General features: G+C 73.8%; 15 protein-coding genes and 5 tRNA genes. 8 read left to right on the top strand and 12 right to left on the bottom strand.

Going from position 1 to position 16,921, the window contains the following annotated elements; all coding sequences use genetic code 11:
• Nucleotides 1-224 precede the first annotated feature (224 nt).
• Nucleotides 225-785, top strand: a complete 561-nt coding sequence (locus ACH41F_RS25530) for a CGNR zinc finger domain-containing protein (RefSeq protein ID WP_391242213.1) — start codon at nucleotides 225-227, stop codon at nucleotides 783-785.
• A 60-nt stretch (nucleotides 786-845) separates the two neighbouring features.
• On the opposite strand, the gene ACH41F_RS25525 is transcribed toward ACH41F_RS25530, so the two are convergent.
• Both ACH41F_RS25525 and ACH41F_RS25520 read right to left on the bottom strand, forming a co-directional pair.
• Nucleotides 846-998: a hypothetical protein gene (locus ACH41F_RS25525; protein ID WP_020138043.1), complete on the bottom strand. Its 153-nt coding sequence runs from the start codon at nucleotides 996-998 to the stop codon at nucleotides 846-848.
• A gap of 155 nt (nucleotides 999-1,153) precedes the next feature.
• Nucleotides 1,154-1,594, bottom strand: coding sequence for a hypothetical protein (locus ACH41F_RS25520; protein ID WP_391242209.1), 441 nt, complete (start codon nucleotides 1,592-1,594; stop codon nucleotides 1,154-1,156).
• A 202-nt stretch (nucleotides 1,595-1,796) separates the two neighbouring features.
• Between ACH41F_RS25520 and ACH41F_RS25515 the strand changes: the two genes are divergently transcribed.
• Complete coding sequence (locus tag ACH41F_RS25515) at nucleotides 1,797-2,321, top strand: DsbA family protein (protein ID WP_391242206.1); 525 nt, start codon at nucleotides 1,797-1,799, stop codon at nucleotides 2,319-2,321.
• A gap of 10 nt (nucleotides 2,322-2,331) precedes the next feature.
• Here the strand turns inward: ACH41F_RS25515 and ACH41F_RS25510 are convergent, their stop codons facing one another.
• The 3 genes from ACH41F_RS25510 to ACH41F_RS25500 all read right to left on the bottom strand — a co-directional run bounded on the left by ACH41F_RS25510 (nucleotide 2,332) and on the right by ACH41F_RS25500 (nucleotide 5,152).
• The gene (locus ACH41F_RS25510) at nucleotides 2,332-3,156 is read right to left on the bottom strand and encodes a GNAT family N-acetyltransferase (protein WP_398837668.1); all 825 of its coding nucleotides are present in this window, start codon (nucleotides 3,154-3,156) and stop codon (nucleotides 2,332-2,334) included.
• Between the two features lie 64 nt (nucleotides 3,157-3,220).
• Nucleotides 3,221-4,042, bottom strand: a complete 822-nt coding sequence (locus ACH41F_RS25505) for an aminotransferase class IV (protein ID WP_391242200.1) — start codon at nucleotides 4,040-4,042, stop codon at nucleotides 3,221-3,223.
• A 72-nt stretch (nucleotides 4,043-4,114) separates the two neighbouring features.
• A complete protein-coding gene (locus tag ACH41F_RS25500) occupies nucleotides 4,115-5,152 on the bottom strand; it encodes a chorismate-binding protein (protein ID WP_391242197.1) in 1,038 nt (345 codons plus the stop codon).
• A gap of 177 nt (nucleotides 5,153-5,329) precedes the next feature.
• Between ACH41F_RS25500 and ACH41F_RS25495 the strand changes: the two genes are divergently transcribed.
• The 5 genes from ACH41F_RS25495 (at nucleotide 5,330) to ACH41F_RS25475 (ending at nucleotide 5,783) form a co-directional block, all read left to right on the top strand.
• Nucleotides 5,330-5,402, top strand: a tRNA-Gly gene (locus ACH41F_RS25495).
• 38 nt (nucleotides 5,403-5,440) lie between these two features.
• Nucleotides 5,441-5,514: transfer RNA gene (locus ACH41F_RS25490), tRNA-Cys, on the top strand.
• Nucleotide 5,515: 1 nt separating this feature from the next.
• Nucleotides 5,516-5,587, top strand: a tRNA-Val gene (locus ACH41F_RS25485).
• A 23-nt stretch (nucleotides 5,588-5,610) separates the two neighbouring features.
• A tRNA-Val gene (locus ACH41F_RS25480) sits at nucleotides 5,611-5,682 on the top strand.
• 29 nt (nucleotides 5,683-5,711) lie between these two features.
• Nucleotides 5,712-5,783 (top strand) — tRNA-Val (locus ACH41F_RS25475).
• Nucleotides 5,784-5,836: 53 nt separating this feature from the next.
• Here ACH41F_RS25475 and ACH41F_RS25470 read toward each other — a convergent pair.
• From ACH41F_RS25470 to ACH41F_RS25455, 4 genes are all read right to left on the bottom strand, one after another.
• On the bottom strand, nucleotides 5,837-6,136 hold the full coding sequence (locus ACH41F_RS25470; protein WP_391242194.1) for a zf-TFIIB domain-containing protein: 300 nt from the start codon (nucleotides 6,134-6,136) through the stop codon (nucleotides 5,837-5,839).
• 80 nt (nucleotides 6,137-6,216) lie between these two features.
• Entirely contained in the window at nucleotides 6,217-7,167 is a 951-nt protein-coding gene (locus ACH41F_RS25465) for a phosphotransferase (protein WP_391242191.1), read from the bottom strand.
• Between the two features lie 539 nt (nucleotides 7,168-7,706).
• The gene (locus ACH41F_RS25460) at nucleotides 7,707-7,895 is read right to left on the bottom strand and encodes a hypothetical protein (protein ID WP_391242189.1); all 189 of its coding nucleotides are present in this window, start codon (nucleotides 7,893-7,895) and stop codon (nucleotides 7,707-7,709) included.
• Nucleotides 7,896-8,091: 196 nt separating this feature from the next.
• Nucleotides 8,092-8,367, bottom strand: coding sequence for a hypothetical protein (locus tag ACH41F_RS25455; RefSeq protein ID WP_391242186.1), 276 nt, complete (start codon nucleotides 8,365-8,367; stop codon nucleotides 8,092-8,094).
• 196 nt (nucleotides 8,368-8,563) lie between these two features.
• Between ACH41F_RS25455 and ACH41F_RS25450 the strand changes: the two genes are divergently transcribed.
• Nucleotides 8,564-9,955 (top strand): protein kinase, encoded by a 1,392-nt coding sequence (locus ACH41F_RS25450; RefSeq protein WP_391242231.1) that lies wholly within the window; start codon nucleotides 8,564-8,566, stop codon nucleotides 9,953-9,955.
• Nucleotides 9,956-10,017: 62 nt separating this feature from the next.
• On the opposite strand, the gene ACH41F_RS25445 is transcribed toward ACH41F_RS25450, so the two are convergent.
• From ACH41F_RS25445 to cobT, 3 genes are all read right to left on the bottom strand, one after another.
• Nucleotides 10,018-10,836, bottom strand: a complete 819-nt coding sequence (locus ACH41F_RS25445; protein WP_391242183.1) for a TrmH family RNA methyltransferase — start codon at nucleotides 10,834-10,836, stop codon at nucleotides 10,018-10,020.
• 64 nt (nucleotides 10,837-10,900) lie between these two features.
• The gene (cobA, locus tag ACH41F_RS25440) at nucleotides 10,901-12,133 is read right to left on the bottom strand and encodes a uroporphyrinogen-III C-methyltransferase (RefSeq protein ID WP_391242180.1); all 1,233 of its coding nucleotides are present in this window, start codon (nucleotides 12,131-12,133) and stop codon (nucleotides 10,901-10,903) included.
• 145 nt (nucleotides 12,134-12,278) lie between these two features.
• Nucleotides 12,279-16,640, bottom strand: coding sequence for a nicotinate-nucleotide--dimethylbenzimidazole phosphoribosyltransferase (gene cobT / locus ACH41F_RS25435; RefSeq protein WP_398837664.1), 4,362 nt, complete (start codon nucleotides 16,638-16,640; stop codon nucleotides 12,279-12,281).
• Nucleotides 16,641-16,921 lie beyond the last annotated feature (281 nt).

Genomic DNA, 16,921 nt, shown 5'->3' with positions numbered 1-16,921 from the left:
CCCGCCGGGGCCGGGCCGGGGGGGGGCGCCGCCGCCCCCAACCCCCCCCCCCACCCCGCCCCCCCCCGCGCCCCCCCGCGGGCGCCCCCGGGCCCCCACGCCGGTGGGCGTACCCGGTTCCGGCCGATTCGCGAGGGCCGCGGCCGGTACGGGCGCCCGTGGAGCCATTACCATCGGCCAGCATCGGCGGGCGCCCGCCCGACCCCCAGGCCAGGGAGCGAAACGTGCTGATCACCCACGACATGCGGTGTGCCCTCGACGCCGTGGTGGATCTGGTGAACACCGCCCCGGAGGACGCCACGACCCCGGACGCGCTGACGGACGTGGCAACTCTCGCCGAGTTCGTGGACCGGCACGAGATCAGCGACGTCGGCGTGCTGTCCGAGTTCGACCTCTCGGCGGTGCGCAAGATCCGCGGACGGTTCGCGGCGATCTTCTCGGCGCCGGACGCCAGGGCCGCCGCCGTCCTGATCAACGAGCTGGTGGCCGCGGCCGGCACCACGCCCCGGCTCACCGACCACGACGGCTACGACTGGCATGTGCACTACTTCGCGCCCGGTGCCTCCGTCGCCGACCATCTCGCGGCGGACTGCGGGATGGCACTGGCCTTCTTCGTGGTCGCCGGGGAGCAGGAGCGGCTGCGGCGCTGCGAGGCCCCCGACTGCCGGCGCGCCTTCGTCGACCTCTCCCGCAACCGCTCGCGACGCTACTGCGACAGCCGCACCTGCGGGAACCGGCTGCATGTGGCCGCCTACCGGGCGCGCCGCAAGGAAGCGGCCGGCTGACGGCCCGGCCCGATGATGACGCGGTACCCGGCGGGTGACGCCGGGCACCGCGGGAACGGCTCAGAGCAGCAGCAGATCGTGCAGCGCAGCCATGAGCAGCAGACACCCGATCACCGCAAGGAAGATCATCAGCGGTGGCTGGGAAAGGGCGAAAAGGCACCCGCGCGGCTCGTCCTGAGGTGGCGCGGCGTCGCTCTGTGTCGTGTCCAGCATCTCGCGGGCGATGATGACGCAGTCCGCACCCCCCGGATGACCAACACGCCCGGACGAAGGGGTAGTTCGCCGGATCCCGTGACGGGCGGATCAGGTGGTGGACCACCTCGGTGCGACTGCTGACCGACTGTGTCGTTTCAGTGCGCCCGCGTCCGTCATATGCCGTGCTTCTTCAGGATCGCCTCGATGTCGCTGAAGTCGTCCGCGGCGCCGGTGCGCGGTGCCGCCGCGGGGCGGGCCGCCGGGCGCGAGGGCTCGCCCAGGGAGGGCGCCGAGGCCGCCGGGGCCACCGCCGCCGCCTGGGCGGACCGGGCCGCCCTGCGCTCCTTGCGGGTGCCGCCGCGCCGCCGTTCCACCGCGCGGACGCCCACGAGGAGCAGCCAGGAGGCGCCGAGCACACCGAAGCCGGCCCAGGCCGTCGGGCTGAACGCGGTGTCCGCCAGCCAGTCGACGACTCCGGTCATCACCAGCCCCAGCGGCACCAGGGAGTACGCGGCGAGGCGGGCGGCGGTCAGGAAGCGCTTGCGGTACGCGGTGACCGCGGCGATGCCCAGGCCTGCCGCGGCGACGGCGGAACAGACGGTCTCGGCAATCATCCGGTCCTCCAGGCAGGGCTCGCTCGGGCGGTACGTCCCTTCCATCCTGCACCGCCCCCGCCCCGCGGGGCCATGCTCCGGCCCGACATCAGGGACATCTCCGGGTCGGCTCCTCCCGAGGTGCCGGTACGGGGTGCGGGCGGGGTCGACGAGGGCACGGGGTCGATTGGGTCGTCCGGCGCCCGGCTGGGAGACTGGGGCCATGAACGACTCCTCCCCCGCGCACCCCGTCGTCCCCGTGCTCGACGTCTGGTGCGAGCTCCAGTGCCCGGACTGCCGGACCGCGCTGGACGACGTCCGGGCTCTGCGGGCCCGCTACGGCGACCGGCTGGAGCTGCGGCTGCGGCACTTCCCGCTGGACAAGCACAAGCACGCCTTCGCCGCCGCGCAGGCCGCCGAGGAGGCCGCGGAGCAGGGCAAGGGCTGGGAGTACGTCGAGGCGGTCCTGGACCGGGTCGAGGAGCTGGACCGCGCGGGCGAGCCCCTCCTCGTCGAGGTCGCCGGTGAACTGGGGCTGGACGCCGAGGAGTTCGACACGGCGCTGATCGACGGCCGGCACATCCTGATCGTCGACGCCGACCAGGCCGAGGGCAAGGCGATCGGCGTGACCGGCACGCCGACCTATGTCGTCGACGGTGAGCGCCTCGACGGCGGCAAGAGCCAGGAAGGCCTGCGCGAACGCATCGAGGAGATCGTGGACCGGCTGCTGGAAGCGCCGGGCGTCTGAGCCGTCACAGCTACAACAGGGGTTTGTGGAAGGCGTACTGCGTCGTCTCGTAGCCGAGTGACTCGTACAGCCGCTCGGCCGGGGTGTTGCCCGCGAACACGTTGAGGCCCAGGGTACGTCCGCCGACGGCGTGGGCCTGGGCCTCCGCCACGAGCATGAGGGTGCGGCCGTGCCCCCGGCCGCGGTGGGCGTCCTCGATCTCCACGTCGAAGATGAAGGGCTTGCCGTCGCGCAGGGCGAGCCAGAGGGTGCCCACGCGCGTGCCCTCGTGCTCCAGGACGCTGAACCACACGTCCTCGGTGGCCAGCCCGTCGCCGAGGAGCGTCTCGTGGTCGCGCTGCGACTTGGCGCGTGCCTCGGCCTCGGGGACGCCTCGCTCGATCCACGTACGGGTGTATTCCTCCGACTCGTGCGCCAGCCAGGTGTCGAACTCGTCCTGCGTCATGGGGCGGGCCCGGCTGCCGGCGGGGAGTTCGGGCGGGGTCTCGCCCAGTCGCTTCACCATGCCGCGGTTGCGTAGGACGTAGCCGAGGGCCCGGACGAGCCGCAGGCCCGCCTCGGCGTCCGCGGGCACGGTGATCTCGATCAGCCGGCAGCTCCAGCTCCGCGCGACCTCCTCGGCGGCGAGCGCGGCCACCGTGCCCCGGCCGCGCCTGCGGTCGGGTTCCTCGATGCGCAGGTCGTGGACGCGGGCCACCGAGTCGCCGAAGGCGGGCGACGTGCCGAGGTGGACCGCGCCGACCGGGCGGCTGTTCACGCACACCTGGTAGTGGCGTGAACGCGTGCCGTCGGCGTGGTGCTGGAGCGGCTCGGTCGGCCGCAGGGTCGTGGTCATCAAGGGTGTTCTACCCGCCACGCGCGCGTGCGTCAGCCCGTTTTCCGGCGGCGCCGCACGGATCTCACGGATCGAGGTCGTTCCCGGCCCGCTCGTCGAAGATCCGCATGGCCTTCGCCGTCACCGGGCCGGGGGCGCCCGGCAGTTCGCGGTCGTCGACGCGGTGCACCGCCTGCACGTCCCGCAGTGTGGAGGTCAGGAAGACCTCGTCGGCCCGCTCCAGCACGTCCAGCGGCAGGTCGGTCTCCTTGGCGCCGGTCCATTCGACGACCAACGCGCGCGTGATGCCCGCCAGGCACCCGGAGGCGACCGGCGGGGTGTGGAGCTCGCCGTCCAGGACGACGAAGACGTTCGACCCGGTGCCCTCGCAGAGCTGTCCGACCGTGTTGGCGAACAGCGCCTCGGACGCGCCGTGCTCACGGGCCCGGGCGAGCGCCACGACGTTCTCGGCGTACGAGGTGGTCTTCAGGCCCGCGAGGGCGCCGCGCTCGTTGCGCGTCCAGGGGACGGTGATCACGGCCGTGGTGTCGGGGCGGCGGGTGGTCTCGCCGAGGGCGATGACGAGGGTCGGACCGTGCTCGCCGCGGTCGGAGCCGAGGGGGCCGCGACCGCCGGTGTAGGTGATGCGGAGCCGGCCGAGCGCCATCGGGTTCGCGTCGAGGACGGCCGCACAGCCGCGGCGGGCCTCGTCGAGGTCGGGGTCGGGCAGTCCGAGGCCGCGGGCGGAGCGGGTCAGCCGGTCGAGGTGCCGGGTGAGCGCGAAGGGTTCGCCGTGCACCGCCTTCACCGTCTCGAAGATGCCGTCGCCCACGGTCAGCCCGTGGTCGAGGACGGAGACACGGGCGGACTCGATGTCCTGGAGCCCGCCGTCGAGCCAAACCTTCACTGGTCCTACCTCGCATGTCTCTACCGGGTCCCGACCGCGGCCGGACCGGAAGCCCCGGACCGGCACGGTACGTCAGGGTCCCCCACTCACCTCGTACGTCCCCGACGCTACCGCGAGCAGCCGGGCCGCCTTCAGCTCGGTCTCCCGCCACTCCCCCTCCGGGTCCGAACCCCAGGTGATGCCGGCGCCGGTGCCGAACCGCAGCACGCCGTCGGCGCGGTCGATCCAGAAGGTGCGGATGCCGACGGCCAGCTCACCGGTCCCGCGATCGGCGTCGACCCAGCCGATGCCGCCGCAGTACGGGCCGCGGGGCGCGGTCTCCAGGGCGTCGATGATCCGCAGGGCGCTGGACTTGGGGGCGCCGGTGACGGAGCCGGGCGGGAAGGCCGCGTCGAGCAGCTCGGGCCAGCCCGCGCCGTCGCGCAGCTCGCCGCGGACCGTGGAGACGAGGTGGACGAGGCCCGGGTGCTTCTCCACGGCGCACAGGTCGGGGACGCCGACGCTGCCGGTGGCGCACACGCGGCCGATGTCGTTGCGGACCAGGTCCACGATCATGACGTTCTCGGCGTAGTCCTTCTCCAGGAGGTCCGCCTCGGTGCGCCCGGTGCCCTTGATCGGCCCGGACTCGACGATCCGGCCGTCGCGCCGCAGGAACAGCTCGGGGGAGGCGGTGGCTATCTCCACACCGTGCTCCGGCAGCCGGATCGTTCCTGCGTACGGTGCCGGGTTGCCGCGGGCCAGCAGGGCGGTCAGCGCGTCCACGTCGGCGTCGGGCGGGACGGGCGCGGTCAGGACGCGGCAGAGGTTGGCCTGGTAGACCTCGCCGGCCGCGATGTGCTCCCGGATGCGGCGGACGCCGGCCGTGTATCCGGCGCGGTCGAGGGAGGAGGTCCAGTCGCCGGCCGCCGGGCCGTGCCATCCCCCCGGCACCGGCGCGGGCACCGGCGCGTGTCGTACGTCACGGAAGCGGGCGCAGGTCAGACGGCCCTCGAAGTCGGCGCAGACCGCCCAGAAACCGCTGGAGTCCAGAGCGGCGGGGTCGCTGGTGACATCGAGGAGGCCGGTGGCGAGGCGCTCGCCGAAACGGGCGAGGGGAGGCAGGTCGGGCACGCGTCGAGTCTAGGGCGGGTGTCCGACAGGTGACCTGGTCATGTCCCTCCGGGGCCCCTGACCAGGTGCCGGCGTTCGTGCGGCGCAGCACGCTGCACAAACGCGTTTTTGTACTGGCCCGGGAATCCGCTAGAGTTCAACACGTCGCCGGGACGCGCAAGCGGATCGGAAAGACAGGCGAACGTAGCTCAGTTGGTAGAGCGCAACCTTGCCAAGGTTGAGGTCGCGAGTTCGAACCTCGTCGTTCGCTCGAAAGAGCAAGGGGATCTTCCCGGACCCCGCACTCCTGGTGGAGTGGCCGAGAGGCGAGGCAACGGCCTGCAAAGCCGTCTACACGGGTTCAAATCCCGTCTCCACCTCCAAGGACGATTAGCTCAGCGGGAGAGCGCTTCCCTGACACGGAAGAGGTCACTGGTTCAATCCCAGTATCGTCCACTGGATCCTCGATGATCCGACCCGCGCGATTAGCTCAGCGGGAGAGCGCTTCCCTGACACGGAAGAGGTCACTGGTTCAATCCCAGTATCGCGCACGCAGCCCCTCTCACGGGGTGGCTGACCTGGACGATTAGCTCAGCGGGAGAGCGCTTCCCTGACACGGAAGAGGTCACTGGTTCAATCCCAGTATCGTCCACACACCGAAGCCCCCGGCCCTGCGGCCGGGGGCTTCTTCGTGTCTGCCGGCTGTCAGCTGGAGAACAGCATGTGGCCGAAGCTCTTGTGCCGCTTGTGGCCGTAGTGGCCGCCGTGACCGCCGTGCTGCGGGGCGCCCCAGGCGGGGGCCATGGGGGCCGCGGGCGCCGCCGGGTAGGCCTGCGGGGCGGCCGGGGGCGGCGGGGCGGGCTGGGTCCACTGGGACTCCAGACGGGTCAGCGCCTCCAGCTCGCCGTAGTCGAGGAAGATCCCTCGGCAGCCGCTGCACTGCTCGATCTGGACACCGTTGCGGTTGTACGTGTGCATGGGCGCGTGACACTTCGGACACTGCATCGTCGGCTCAACTCCTCGCCGGTTGGTCCTGCTTCGCGTTACGCCAGGACAGACTCTGTCCGGCTCCGGTCGGTTGCACCCTACTTCGCGTTGGTCCGGGTCAACTCGGGCGGGGCCGAACCCATTCGGGCGCAGGCGTCGACGAGCAGCTGCTCGACCTCGTCCAGGGGGCGACCTGCCAGGACGGCCTTGGTGAGGGCGCGGGCGGCGGTCTGGACGGTGAGGGCGCGGGCCGGGACGTCCAGGGCGGGCCAGGGGTCGCCGTCCGCGGGGACGGCCGGGCCGCCTGCCGCGCGGTAGGCGTCGAGGAAGCGGGTCCACTCGTCGGGGTGGAGGAGGCCGCAGGCGTACCAGGCGGCGGGGCGGGCGAGGTCCCAGGCGGGTACGCCGCGTCCCAGGTCGTCCACGTCGATCAGGCGCCAGGGGCCGTCCGGGGCGGGGTGGCGGACCAGCTGGCCGAGGTGCAGGTCGCCGTGGCAGAGGGTGGTGGCGTCCGGCATGGGGGCCTCGGCGCGGGCCCAGGCGGGGAGGGCGGACCAGGCGTCGAGGACGGGGCGTACGAGGGGTTCGGGGGCGGCGGGTGTGGTGCGGAGGCGGGCGATGGACTGGGCCGCCTTGGCGGGGCCGCGCATGAGGGGTGTGCCGGGTGGGGTGGGGGTGCGGTGGAGGTGGGCGAGGAGGGTCGCGGCTTCCTCCCAGGGGGCCGTGTCCGGGGCGTCCGGGTCCACGGGGGTGCCGTAGGGCCAGAAGGTGACCAGGCGGCCGTGCAGGGTGACCGGCGTCGGGGTGAGGGGGGCGAGGAGGACGTCGGGGAGGGTGGTCGCCGTGGTGAGGCGGGCGGCCAGCTCGGTGGGGGGTGTGTCCGGGGCGTGGGCCTTGGCGACGGTGTCGGCGTGGCGGACGACGGTGGCGTCGGGGCGGTCGGCGAGAACGCGTGTTGCTCCGCAGGGGCAGGGGGTGGGGTGGGGGTGGGGGTGGGCCCTGGCCTTGACTCGGGCGGTGAGCTCGGCGAGCAAGGGGGTGGTGGTCACGGGGCTCCCTGGGGGGTGGTGCGCTGTCTGGTCGTGAGGGTACGGGGAGACTCGGCTGTCAGGTGCTCGGTGTTGTGGCTGGGCTCGGGGTGATTTCGCCCCCGCCGCCCCTACCCGTCCCGTCCTCCAGGGGCGCCGCCCCTTCGACCCCGGCCCCGGGGGCTCCGCCCCCAGACCCCCGTCGGCCCCGAAAGGGCCTCGTCCTCAAACGCCGGACGGGCTGGAAGAGCGGGACCGGCATCGGGAGGCGGAGTCCCTCCGGGTGGGTGGGGGCACCGGACTGCAAGCCCTCGTCCTCAAACGCCGGACGGGCTGGAAGAGCGGGACCGGCCTCGAGAGGCAGCGCCGCCTCCGGGTGGGTGAGGGGTCCGGACGGCAAGCCCTCGGAGTGGGGGCTTCGCGCGGGTGTGGGCACAGCAATGCCGGCGCAGCTCCCCAGCTGCGCCGGCATCTGTGCCGTCCGCCGCACCCCCGTCCCCACGGGGTTTCATGGGTGGATGTCCCCGCCCGGACCGCTCTTCCGGGCCTGGGGTCGCCGCTCAGCGCCCCAGCATCACGCCCACGGACGACGCTTGTGTGGCCACTGTCTCCCAGCCGTCGAAGACGAGGAGGAGCAGGGCCGCCAGGGGGAGGGCCATGATGGTCGCCACCAAGGGGTGGCGGCGGCCCTGACGGCGGGGCTTGCGCTCCTGGGTGCGGATCAGCGTCCGCGGTGCCGTGTGGGCCATGGTCCCTCTCCTGACCGTTCCGTTGTCGTTGACAGCGGCGGGTGTCTGACCTCGGGGGACGAGTGCTGCACCCGCCGCTTGACCTCAAATCTAGGCGCCCGGGGTCTGCCGGACGTCATGCCCTCGTACCGATTGGCGGGCCTCCCGGAGGATGAGCCGTGACCTGCGGCCTACTCCCCTGGGTGGAGACGAGGGCCTAGCTCTTGGGGTCTTCCCGGAGGGGCTGCCCGGACTGTCCCGCTTTCTCCGAGGCGTCCTCGCGCGGCACCGGCTGCTCGACCAGCGCCAGGACCCGGTTGGCCATGAAGCGGGCCGTACGGACCACCGTGCCGCTCCGGGTGACTTCGCTCACTTCCACGACACCTCGGCGTACCGCCGTCTCCACTCGGCGGCCCGCCCTGCTCGCCACCACCTCGTACGTGCGCGTCGTGTCACCTGCGTCCACGACTATCTCCACGCGATCACCCTTCACGGGTTCAATCCCCCTTCTGTGACGGGTGGTTGGGATCACAGCTGCGACGAAGCCGCCCTGCTCGCACGCTCCCTGACCACCCCTCAATTCTCCCACCCGGCACTGACAATCCGTCGGGACGAGAGGGCGCGGCCTCTGCGCGCGGGCGGCCGTGGAAACGTAAGCTGTGGCTCGTCAGACGGACCGGGCAGCGGGGATGAACATGGCGATGATGCGCCTGAGGCGCGAGGACCCGCGCGTCGTCGGCTCGTTCAGGCTTCACAGACGGCTCGGCGCGGGCGGGATGGGCGTCGTCTACCTGGGCTCCGACAAGAAGGGGCAGCGGGTCGCGCTCAAGGTGATCCGGCCCGATCTGGCGGAGGACCAGGAGTTCCGTTCGCGGTTCGCGCGTGAGGTCTCGGCGGCCCGGCGGATCAGGGGCGGTTGTACGGCGCGGCTGGTCGCGGCCGACCTGGACGCCGAGCGGCCGTGGTTCGCCACGCAGTACGTGCCCGGGCCCTCCCTGCACGACAAGGTCGCCGACGAGGGTTGCCTGGGCGCGGCCGAGGTCGCCGCCATCGGGGCCGCCCTGTCGGAGGGGCTCGTCGCGGTGCACGAGGCGGGGGTCGTGCACCGGGATCTCAAGCCGTCCAACATCCTGCTGTCCCCCAAGGGGCCGCGGATCATCGACTTCGGCATCGCCTGGGCGACCGGCGCCTCCACCCTCACCCATGTGGGGACGGCCGTCGGCTCGCCCGGCTTCCTCGCGCCCGAGCAGGTGCGCGGCGCCGCCGTCACCCCGGCCACGGACGTGTTCTCGCTGGGGGCGACCCTGGCGTACGCCTCCACGGGCGACTCCCCCTTCGGGCACGGCAGTTCCGAGGTGATGCTGTACCGCGTGGTGCACGAGGAGGCGCAGCTCAACGGGGTGCCGGACGCGCTGGCTCCGCTGGTGCGCGCCTGTCTCGCCAAGGACCCCGAGGAGCGGCCCAGCACGCTCCAACTGTCGTTGCGGCTCAAGGAGATCGCCGCGCGCGAGGCGCAGGGGATCGCGGACGTACGGCCGCCCGCGCCGCGTGCGGGTGACGGTGACCGGCCCAGTGGGCGGCTCGCCGAGAGCTATCCGGAGCAGCAGCGTGCGCAGCGGCGTCCGCAGGGCCAGGCGCCGGGGCCCACCCAGCGCACTCCCCCGCCCCGGGGTTCCGCTCCGCGCGGGCCCTCGCAGTCGTCGCGCGGCGGGACCGCTTCCCGGGGCGGCACCGGGGCCTCCCGGAACGGGGCGCGGCCCACGCCCGCCTCGCGCAACTCCACGCGTTCCGGGAACCGTCCCGCGCCGCGCAGCGGGGCCGGCCGGCCAGGGCCGCGGACCACGGGGACGGGGCGTCGGCCCGCCAATCCGCGGCTGCTGCGGCAGCGGCTGTTCGTGTTCGTGGTGGTGACGCTGCTGGTGGCGCTCGGTATCGCCGCGGCCCAGGGGTGTCAGGGGCCGGCCCGGGGGCTCGACGACGATCGTGAGGTCGTACGGCATGAGCAGGTCCGTGTGACGCCCGCGGACGACGGGCCGCTGATGAAGCAGCGGTTCGAGGCGACGTTCGACTCGGCCCGCTGAGGTCTCCGAGCGTCGGCAGGACGCTGTCGGAGAACTCCACGCCCTGAGGATCGGGGCGTGAGCTAGAGCTCGGGGCGACCCGTGGCGACCGCGTAGAAGGCGACGGCGGCGGCCGCACCCACGTTGAGGGAGTCGACACCGTGGGCCATCGGGATGCGGACCCATTCGTCGGCGGCGACCAGGGCCTGGGTGGAGAGGCCGTCGCCCTCCGCGCCGAGCATCAGTGCGACCCGGTCCATCTTGTGCGGGGCGGCCTCGTCGAGGGTCCTGGCCTTCTCGTCCGGGGTGAGGGCGAGGAGGGTGAAGCCGGCCTCGCGGACCGAGTCCAGGCTCTTGGGCCAGGTGTCGAGGCGGGCGTAGGGGACGGAGAAGACCGCGCCCATGGAGACCTTGACGCTGCGGCGGTACAGCGGGTCGGCGCAGTCCGGGGAGAGCAGGACCGCGTCCATGCCGAGGGCCGCCGCCGAGCGGAAGATCGCGCCGATGTTGGTGTGGTCGTTGACCGACTCCATGACGACCACCCGGCGCGTGGTCTGGAGGAGGTCGGTGGCGGTGGGGAGCGGTTTGCGCTGCATGGAGGCGAGCGCGCCGCGGTGGACGTGGTAGCCCGTCACCCGCTCGGCGAGGTCCGGGCTGACGGCGTAGACCGGAGCCGGGAGTTCGTCGATGACGTCGCGCATGACGTCGACCCACTTCGCCGACAGCAGCATCGACCGCATCTCGTAGCCGGCCTCCTTGGCCCGCCGGATGACCTTCTCCCCCTCCGCGATGAACAGGCCCTCGGCGGGTTCTCGTCTGCGGCGCAGTTCGACGTCGGTCAGGCCTGTGTAGTCGCGCAGGCGCGGGTCGTCGGGATCCTCGACGGTGATGAGATCGGCCACAGGGTGATACTGCCTTGCTCTCGGTGCGGTGCCAACGGCTGGGGACGACTTGGGTTACCCGGGGTTACTCCCCGCTCCTGGTGCCCGCGTTCACGACCTCGCCGATGACGATGACGGCCGGCGGCTTGACCTCCTCGGCGACGACCGTCTCGGCGACCGTGGCCAGGGTGGCGTCCACGCGGCGCTGGGCGGCCGTGGTGCCCTCCTGGACGAGCGCGACCGGGGTGTCCGGGGACTTGCCGTGCGCCACGAGGGTCTCGGCGATCTTGCCGATCTTGTCGACGCCCATGAGGACGACCAGGGTGCCGGTCAGCTTCGCGAGGGACGCCCAGTCGACGAGGGACCGCTCGTCGTCGGGGGCGACATGGCCGCTGACCACCGTGAACTCGTGGGCGACACCGCGGTGGGTGACCGGGATGCCGGCCGCGCCCGGGACCGAGATCGAACTGGAGATGCCCGGGACCACGGTGCACGGGATGCCGGCCTCGGCGAGGGCGTGCAGTTCCTCCATGCCCCGGCCGAAGACATAGGGGTCGCCGCCCTTGAGGCGTACGACCGACTTGCCCTGCTTGGCGTGCTCGATGAGCGCGTTGTTGATGGCCTCCTGGGCCATGAAACGGCCGTACGGGATCTTCGCCGCGTCGATCACCTCGACGTGCGGCGGGAGCTCGGCGAGCAGGTCGCGCGGGCCGAGACGGTCCGCGATGACGACATCGGCCTCGGCGAGCAGGCGGCGGCCGCGGACCGTGATGAGGTCCGGGTCACCGGGGCCCCCGCCGACGAGGGCGACGCCCGCGGTGCGGGTGCGATGGTGGGGCGCGACCAGGGTGCCGTCGCGCAGGCCCTCGACGACCGCGTCGCGGATGGCGGCGGTGTGGCGGGGGTCGCGGCCCTTGGCGTCCGTGGTGAGGACGGCGACCGTGACGCCCTCGCTGTGGCCGGTGGCCGGGGTCCAGGCGGTCGCCTGGTCGGCGTCGTCGGAGCGGACGCACCAGACGCGGTGCGCCTCGGCCTCCGCGGAGGCCGCGTGGTTCGCGTCGGTGTCGCTGGTGGCGATGAGGGCGTACCAGGCGTCGGCGAGGTCGCCCTCGGCGTACGGCCGCCTCTCCCAGGTGATCTCCCCCGCGTCCGCCATCGCCTCGACCGAGGGGGTCGCCTCGGGGGACACGAGGAGGATGTCCGCGCCCGCGGCGATCAGTGCCGGGAGGCGGCGCTGGGCGACCTGGCCGCCGCCGAGGACGACGACCTTGCGGCCGGTGAGGCGGAGGCCTACGGGGTAGGCGGGGTTCTGGGCCATGAGGGTGCGGCTCCTCGGACAGGCGATGCGATGGGCGCTACGGCTCTGGAGCTGCCCTGACGTGCGGATCTTAAGCTGCGGATTCAGCGTACGGCGGGGGTGGGGCAGGCGCGACGGACGCCCTCCCCACCCCCGTGCCGGCCGTCTACTTCTCGGTGACGCCCGCCGAGTCGAACGTCGCGACCTCGTGCATCGCCCGTGCGGTGCTCTGCACCAGCGGCAGGGCGAGCAGGGCGCCGGTGCCCTCGCCGAGGCGGAGGTCGAGGTCGACCAGGGGGCGCAGGCCGAGCTTGTTCAGGGCGGCCACATGACCGGGCTCGGCGCTGCGGTGACCGGCGATGCAGGCCGCGAGGACCTCGGGCGCGATGGCACGGGCGACCAGGGCGGCGGCGCCGGCGCTGACGCCGTCGAGGATCACCGGGGTGCGCAGCGAGGCGCCGCCCAGCAGGAGGCCGACCATGGCGGCGTGCTCGAAGCCGCCGATCGCGGCGAGCACGCCGATGGGGTCGGCCGGGTCCGGCTGGTGGACCTCGAGGGCACGGCGGACGACCTCGGTCTTGCGGGCGAGGGTCTCGTCGTTGATGCCGGTGCCGCGGCCGGTGACCTCGGCGGGGTCGGTGTCCGTGAAGACGGAGATGAGCGCGGCGGACGCCGTCGTGTTGGCGATGCCCATCTCGCCCGTCAGCAGGGCCTTGTTGCCGGCCGCCACCAGGTCGCGGGCGGTCTCGATGCCGACCTCGATGGCCTGCTTGGCCTCCTCGCGGGTCATCGCGGGGCCGGTGGTCATGTCGGAGGTGCCCGCGCGGACCTTGCGGGGCAGCAGGCCGGGGGTGGCGGGGAGGTCCGCGGCGACGCCGACGTCCACCACGCACACCTCGGCGCCCACCTGGCCGGCGAAGGCGTTGCAGACCGCGCCGCCGCCGAGGAAGTTGGCGACCATCTGGGCCGTCACCTCCTGCGGCCAGGGGGTGACGCCCTGGGCGTGGACGCCGTGGTCACCGGCGAAGATCGCGACGGCTGCGGGCTCCGGGATGGGCGGCGGGCACTGCCGGGACAGCCCCGAGAGCTGGGCGGAGATGATCTCCAGCATGCCGAGCGCGCCGGCCGGCTTGGTCATCCGCTTCTGCCGTTCCCAGGCCTCGCCGAGCGCCTTGGCGTCCAGCGGGCGGATCTGGGAGACGGTCTCCGCGAGCAGGTCGTGCGGCTCCTCACCGGGCAGGGCGCGGCGGCCGTACGTCTCCTCGTGCACGACCCACGACAGCGGGCGGCGCTTGGACCAGCCCGCCTGCATCAGCTCGGGCTCGTCCGGGAACTCGTCGACGTACCCGACGCACAGGTAGGCGATGACTTCGAGGTGCTCGGGCAGGCCGAGCGCGCGGACCATCTCGCGCTCGTCGAAGAAGCTGACCCAGCCGACGCCGAGGCCCTCGGCGCGGGCGGCGAGCCAGAGGTTCTCCACGGCGAGCGCGGCGGAGTACGGCGCCATCTGCGGCTGGGTGTGCCGGCCGAGGGTGTGGCGGCCGCCGCGGGTGGGGTCGGCGGTGACGACGATGTTCACCGGGGTCTCGAGGATGGCCTCGATCTTCAGTTCCTTGAACTGCTTGGCCCGGCCCTTGGGCAGCGACCTGGCGTACGCCTCGCGCTGACGCTGGGCGAGGTCCTGCATCGCGGCGCGCGTCTCGGCGGAGCGGATGACGACGAAGTCCCAGGGCTGCGAGTGGCCGACGGAGGGCGCGGTGTGGGCGGCCTCCAGGACCCGGAGCAGCACCTCGTGCGGGATGGGGTCGCTGCGGAAGCCGTTGCGGATGTCGCGGCGCTCGCGCATGACCTTGAGGACGGCCTCGCGCTCGGCGTCGTCATAGGCGGGCGCGGCCGGACCGTTGGAGGGGCGTGCTTCTTCCACGGCGGCCGTGCTCTCTTCCTGATCGGCGTCCCGGGTGTCCAGGTCGTCGGCGTGCTGGACGAGTTCGGGGTCACCGTCACGCGGCGCGGGGACGCCGGGCTGCTCCTCGGCCGGGAGGACCAGCGCCTGCGGCGGGGTCGGCGCGAGGTGCGGGGTCGTCGGGACCGAGCCCTCGACCGGGACGAACTGCCCCACCGGCTGCGGGACCTCCGCGACCGACAGGCCGTGGTCCTGGCCCTGGGCCTGGTCCTGGTCCACGAACAGGACCTGGGGGCCCGCCGGTTGGGCGAGGAGCGAGGGGGCGGGAACGGGGGCCTGGGCGGCCGGGGGGACGGCGGTCATGGGCGCGGGACCGGCGGCCGCGTCGATGAGCGCCGACGGCTCGGCCTGCGCCTCGGCGTCCGCGGGAACGCCGCCCTGCGGTTCGACCTGCTCCGCGACGGCGGCGGGCGACTCCGGCTGCGCCACGGCGGCCACGCCGTCCGCGGGCTGCGGCGGCTGCTCCGCGTCGGTGGACTCGGGGGACGGCACTTCGAGGATCTCCGGGGCGGGGATGGTGACTTCGGACGCGCCCGGGGGCGGCTGGACGGCTTCGGGGGCGGGAACGGGGTCGGGGGCGGGGGCGGCGGCCTCAGGGGCGGGAGCAGGCTCGGGTACGGCTTCGGGAGCGGGCTCGGCTACGGCTTCGGGGGCCTGCGCGGGCTCGGCCGCGAGGACCGTGAGGGCCACGGGGGCCACGGGAGGGGCCGTCTGCTGAGTCGGCGCGGGGTCGGGACCGGCGGCCTGGGGGGTCGGTGCGGTGTCCGTTACGGCCGTCTCCGGCGCGGCGACCAGGGGTACCGCCTGCGGGGCGGACTGCGGGTCGAGGGACTCCGGCGCCGGTACGGGTACGGGCTGGGGCTCGGCGACTTCGGTCGCGGGGGTCTCCGGTGCCGGGGTGGGGTGGGGCTCGGCGGCCTCGGGCTCTTCGGCAGCGACGTACGCCTCAGGGGTGGGGAGAGGCTCGGCGGGCGAGGGGTGCTCGGCGCCGGGTACCTGTACGGCGTTCGGGGGCAGGGGCTGCTCGCCGGGCACCGGTACGGCGTTCGGGGGCTGAGGTGCGTCGGTCGCGTGCATGGTGACGGGGACCTCGGCGCCATCCGGCACCGCCAGGGCGTCGGGGGCCTGAGCGGTGTCAGGGGCCTCGACGGAGACGGGCAGTTCGGCGGCGGCGGGGTCCACGGCACCGGGCGCGGCGGGGGCGACGGAGGGATCGGCGACGGCCGGCATCGGCGCGGCCTCGACACCGTCCACTGCACCAGGCACCCCAGCGGCAGGATCCAGGGCACCAGGCGCCGCAGCGGCAACCGCGGGGTCCACCGCGACCGGCACCTGGGCGGCCTCGGCACCGGGCAGGGCGTCCGGCGACGGGAGGTCCTCGACACCGTCCACGGCACCCGGGACGGCACCCGGCGTCTGAACAGCCTCGGCGCCCGGCATGGCCCCCGGCATCTGGACGTGCTCGACACCGTTCACAGCACCCGGCGCCACGTCACCCTCGGCGCCCGGCATCTGCCCGGCCTCCGGAACGGCCGTACCCATGGCGTCCTGGCCGGCGTCACCGACCGCCTCGACCGCCTCGGGCCCTGCCGCCTGGCCGGCGATGTCGATCGGCTCCGCCTCGCCCGGCACTCCGGTCCCGGGGAACTCCCCGCCTTCCGGGGCCAGTACGACGGCCTCGCCCTCGTGGGCCTCCGGCGCGGGCTCGGCACCCTCCGGAACCCCCGCGGCAGCCTCCGCCACGAGCGGCTCGGTGTCGGGCAGGTGCGCGGCGACAGGGGTGTCCCCGGTCTCCGCCGCGACCGGGGTGGCCGCCTGCGGGTCTTCCGCGCTCGCGGTGGAGTCACCGGTCTGCGCCATGTCATCGACGGCCGCATCGGACCCGGCGCCCTCCTCGGGCAGCGACGCGTGACCGTCCGCACCCGCCGTCTGCTCGGCGTGCCTGGCCTCCTGGGGCGCGAGGCGGTCAATGGCGGCCTGGGCCGCGCCCGTCGGCTCGGAGCCCTGGTCCGGCAGCGGGACAACCGTTTCGGCAGGCGGGGCCATGGTGCCCGCCTGGGCCGGGGCGCCCCAGGGGGCGGCACCCTGCGGGGCCATCTCGCGCAGGGGCTGCTGGACGTCGAGGTACTCGGCGGTGGACGGAACCGGCTGGCGGGCCGGTGCCCCCGCGGGGCCGCGGTCGGCGAGAGAGCGGACGGGGCTGGCGGAGGCGTCGGGGATGGGCGGACCGAGGTGCAGGGGCCGGCGCGGGGTGATGGGCGGGATCGGCAGCGTCGGCGCCGGTCCGGGCGTGCGTACGGCACTGAGGTCGTGCGCGCCGCTGTCGCGGCCGGCCGTCTCGTGCGGTCCCGGTTCGTGCACGGTCTCCACGACCGGCTCGGGCGCCGGCGGGGCGACCTCGTTGCCCCACGCGCCCTGGGCGCCCGGCAGCAGCAACAGGTCTTCGTCCTCGGCGGTGGTCTCGGAGAGGTAGGTGTACGCACCGTGCGCGGGAACGCCCGGCTGCTCCACCATGCCTGCGTTCTCCGGCAGTCCCTCGCCCGGGACCTGGCCGGTGTCGGTCATGCGTACCCCTCGCCCATCGGTTAGTGCTTCTACGACCAGCTCACCGGGAACGGCGCACCGACCGCCCCGCAGTGAAGAACGAGCGTGCGTGCCCAGCGGCACGAACGGCCCGCCGAGAAAGACGACAAAGCCATTAACTGGCATTGTCCCGGCCGTTCCCCCGTCGCGACAGGTTGATCCGCGACAGCACGCTGTGGACTGCGCCACGTTGCGCGGCCCCCGGCTCTGCCGTACCACACCCACCCCAAAACGGGCGGGTTTTCCGGACATTGACGAACGAA

The organism is Streptomyces sp. NPDC020489, assembly GCF_044386545.1.
Lineage (GTDB): Bacteria > Actinomycetota > Actinomycetes > Streptomycetales > Streptomycetaceae > Streptomyces.
The sequence above is the reverse complement of the archived record's forward strand: the minus strand, read 5'-3'. Positions and strand labels throughout refer to the sequence as shown.

Bases quoted from the DNA above. Each gene is read 5' to 3' on its own strand.
- ACH41F_RS25525 (WP_020138043.1), bottom strand. From the start codon at position 998: ATGCTGGACACGACACAGAGCGACGCCGCGCCACCTCAGGACGAGCCG.
- ACH41F_RS25520 (WP_391242209.1), bottom strand. From the start codon at position 1,594: ATGATTGCCGAGACCGTCTGTTCCGCCGTCGCCGCGGCAGGCCTGGGC.
- ACH41F_RS25515 (WP_391242206.1), top strand. From the start codon at position 1,797: ATGAACGACTCCTCCCCCGCGCACCCCGTCGTCCCCGTGCTCGACGTC.
- ACH41F_RS25510 (WP_398837668.1), bottom strand. From the start codon at position 3,156: ATGACCACGACCCTGCGGCCGACCGAGCCGCTCCAGCACCACGCCGAC.
- ACH41F_RS25470 (WP_391242194.1), bottom strand. From the start codon at position 6,136: ATGCAGTGTCCGAAGTGTCACGCGCCCATGCACACGTACAACCGCAAC.
- ACH41F_RS25460 (WP_391242189.1), bottom strand. From the start codon at position 7,895: ATGGCCCACACGGCACCGCGGACGCTGATCCGCACCCAGGAGCGCAAG.
- ACH41F_RS25450 (WP_391242231.1), top strand. From the start codon at position 8,564: ATGAACATGGCGATGATGCGCCTGAGGCGCGAGGACCCGCGCGTCGTC.
- cobA (WP_391242180.1), bottom strand. From the start codon at position 12,133: ATGGCCCAGAACCCCGCCTACCCCGTAGGCCTCCGCCTCACCGGCCGC.
- cobT (WP_398837664.1), bottom strand. From the start codon at position 16,640: ATGACCGACACCGGCCAGGTCCCGGGCGAGGGACTGCCGGAGAACGCA.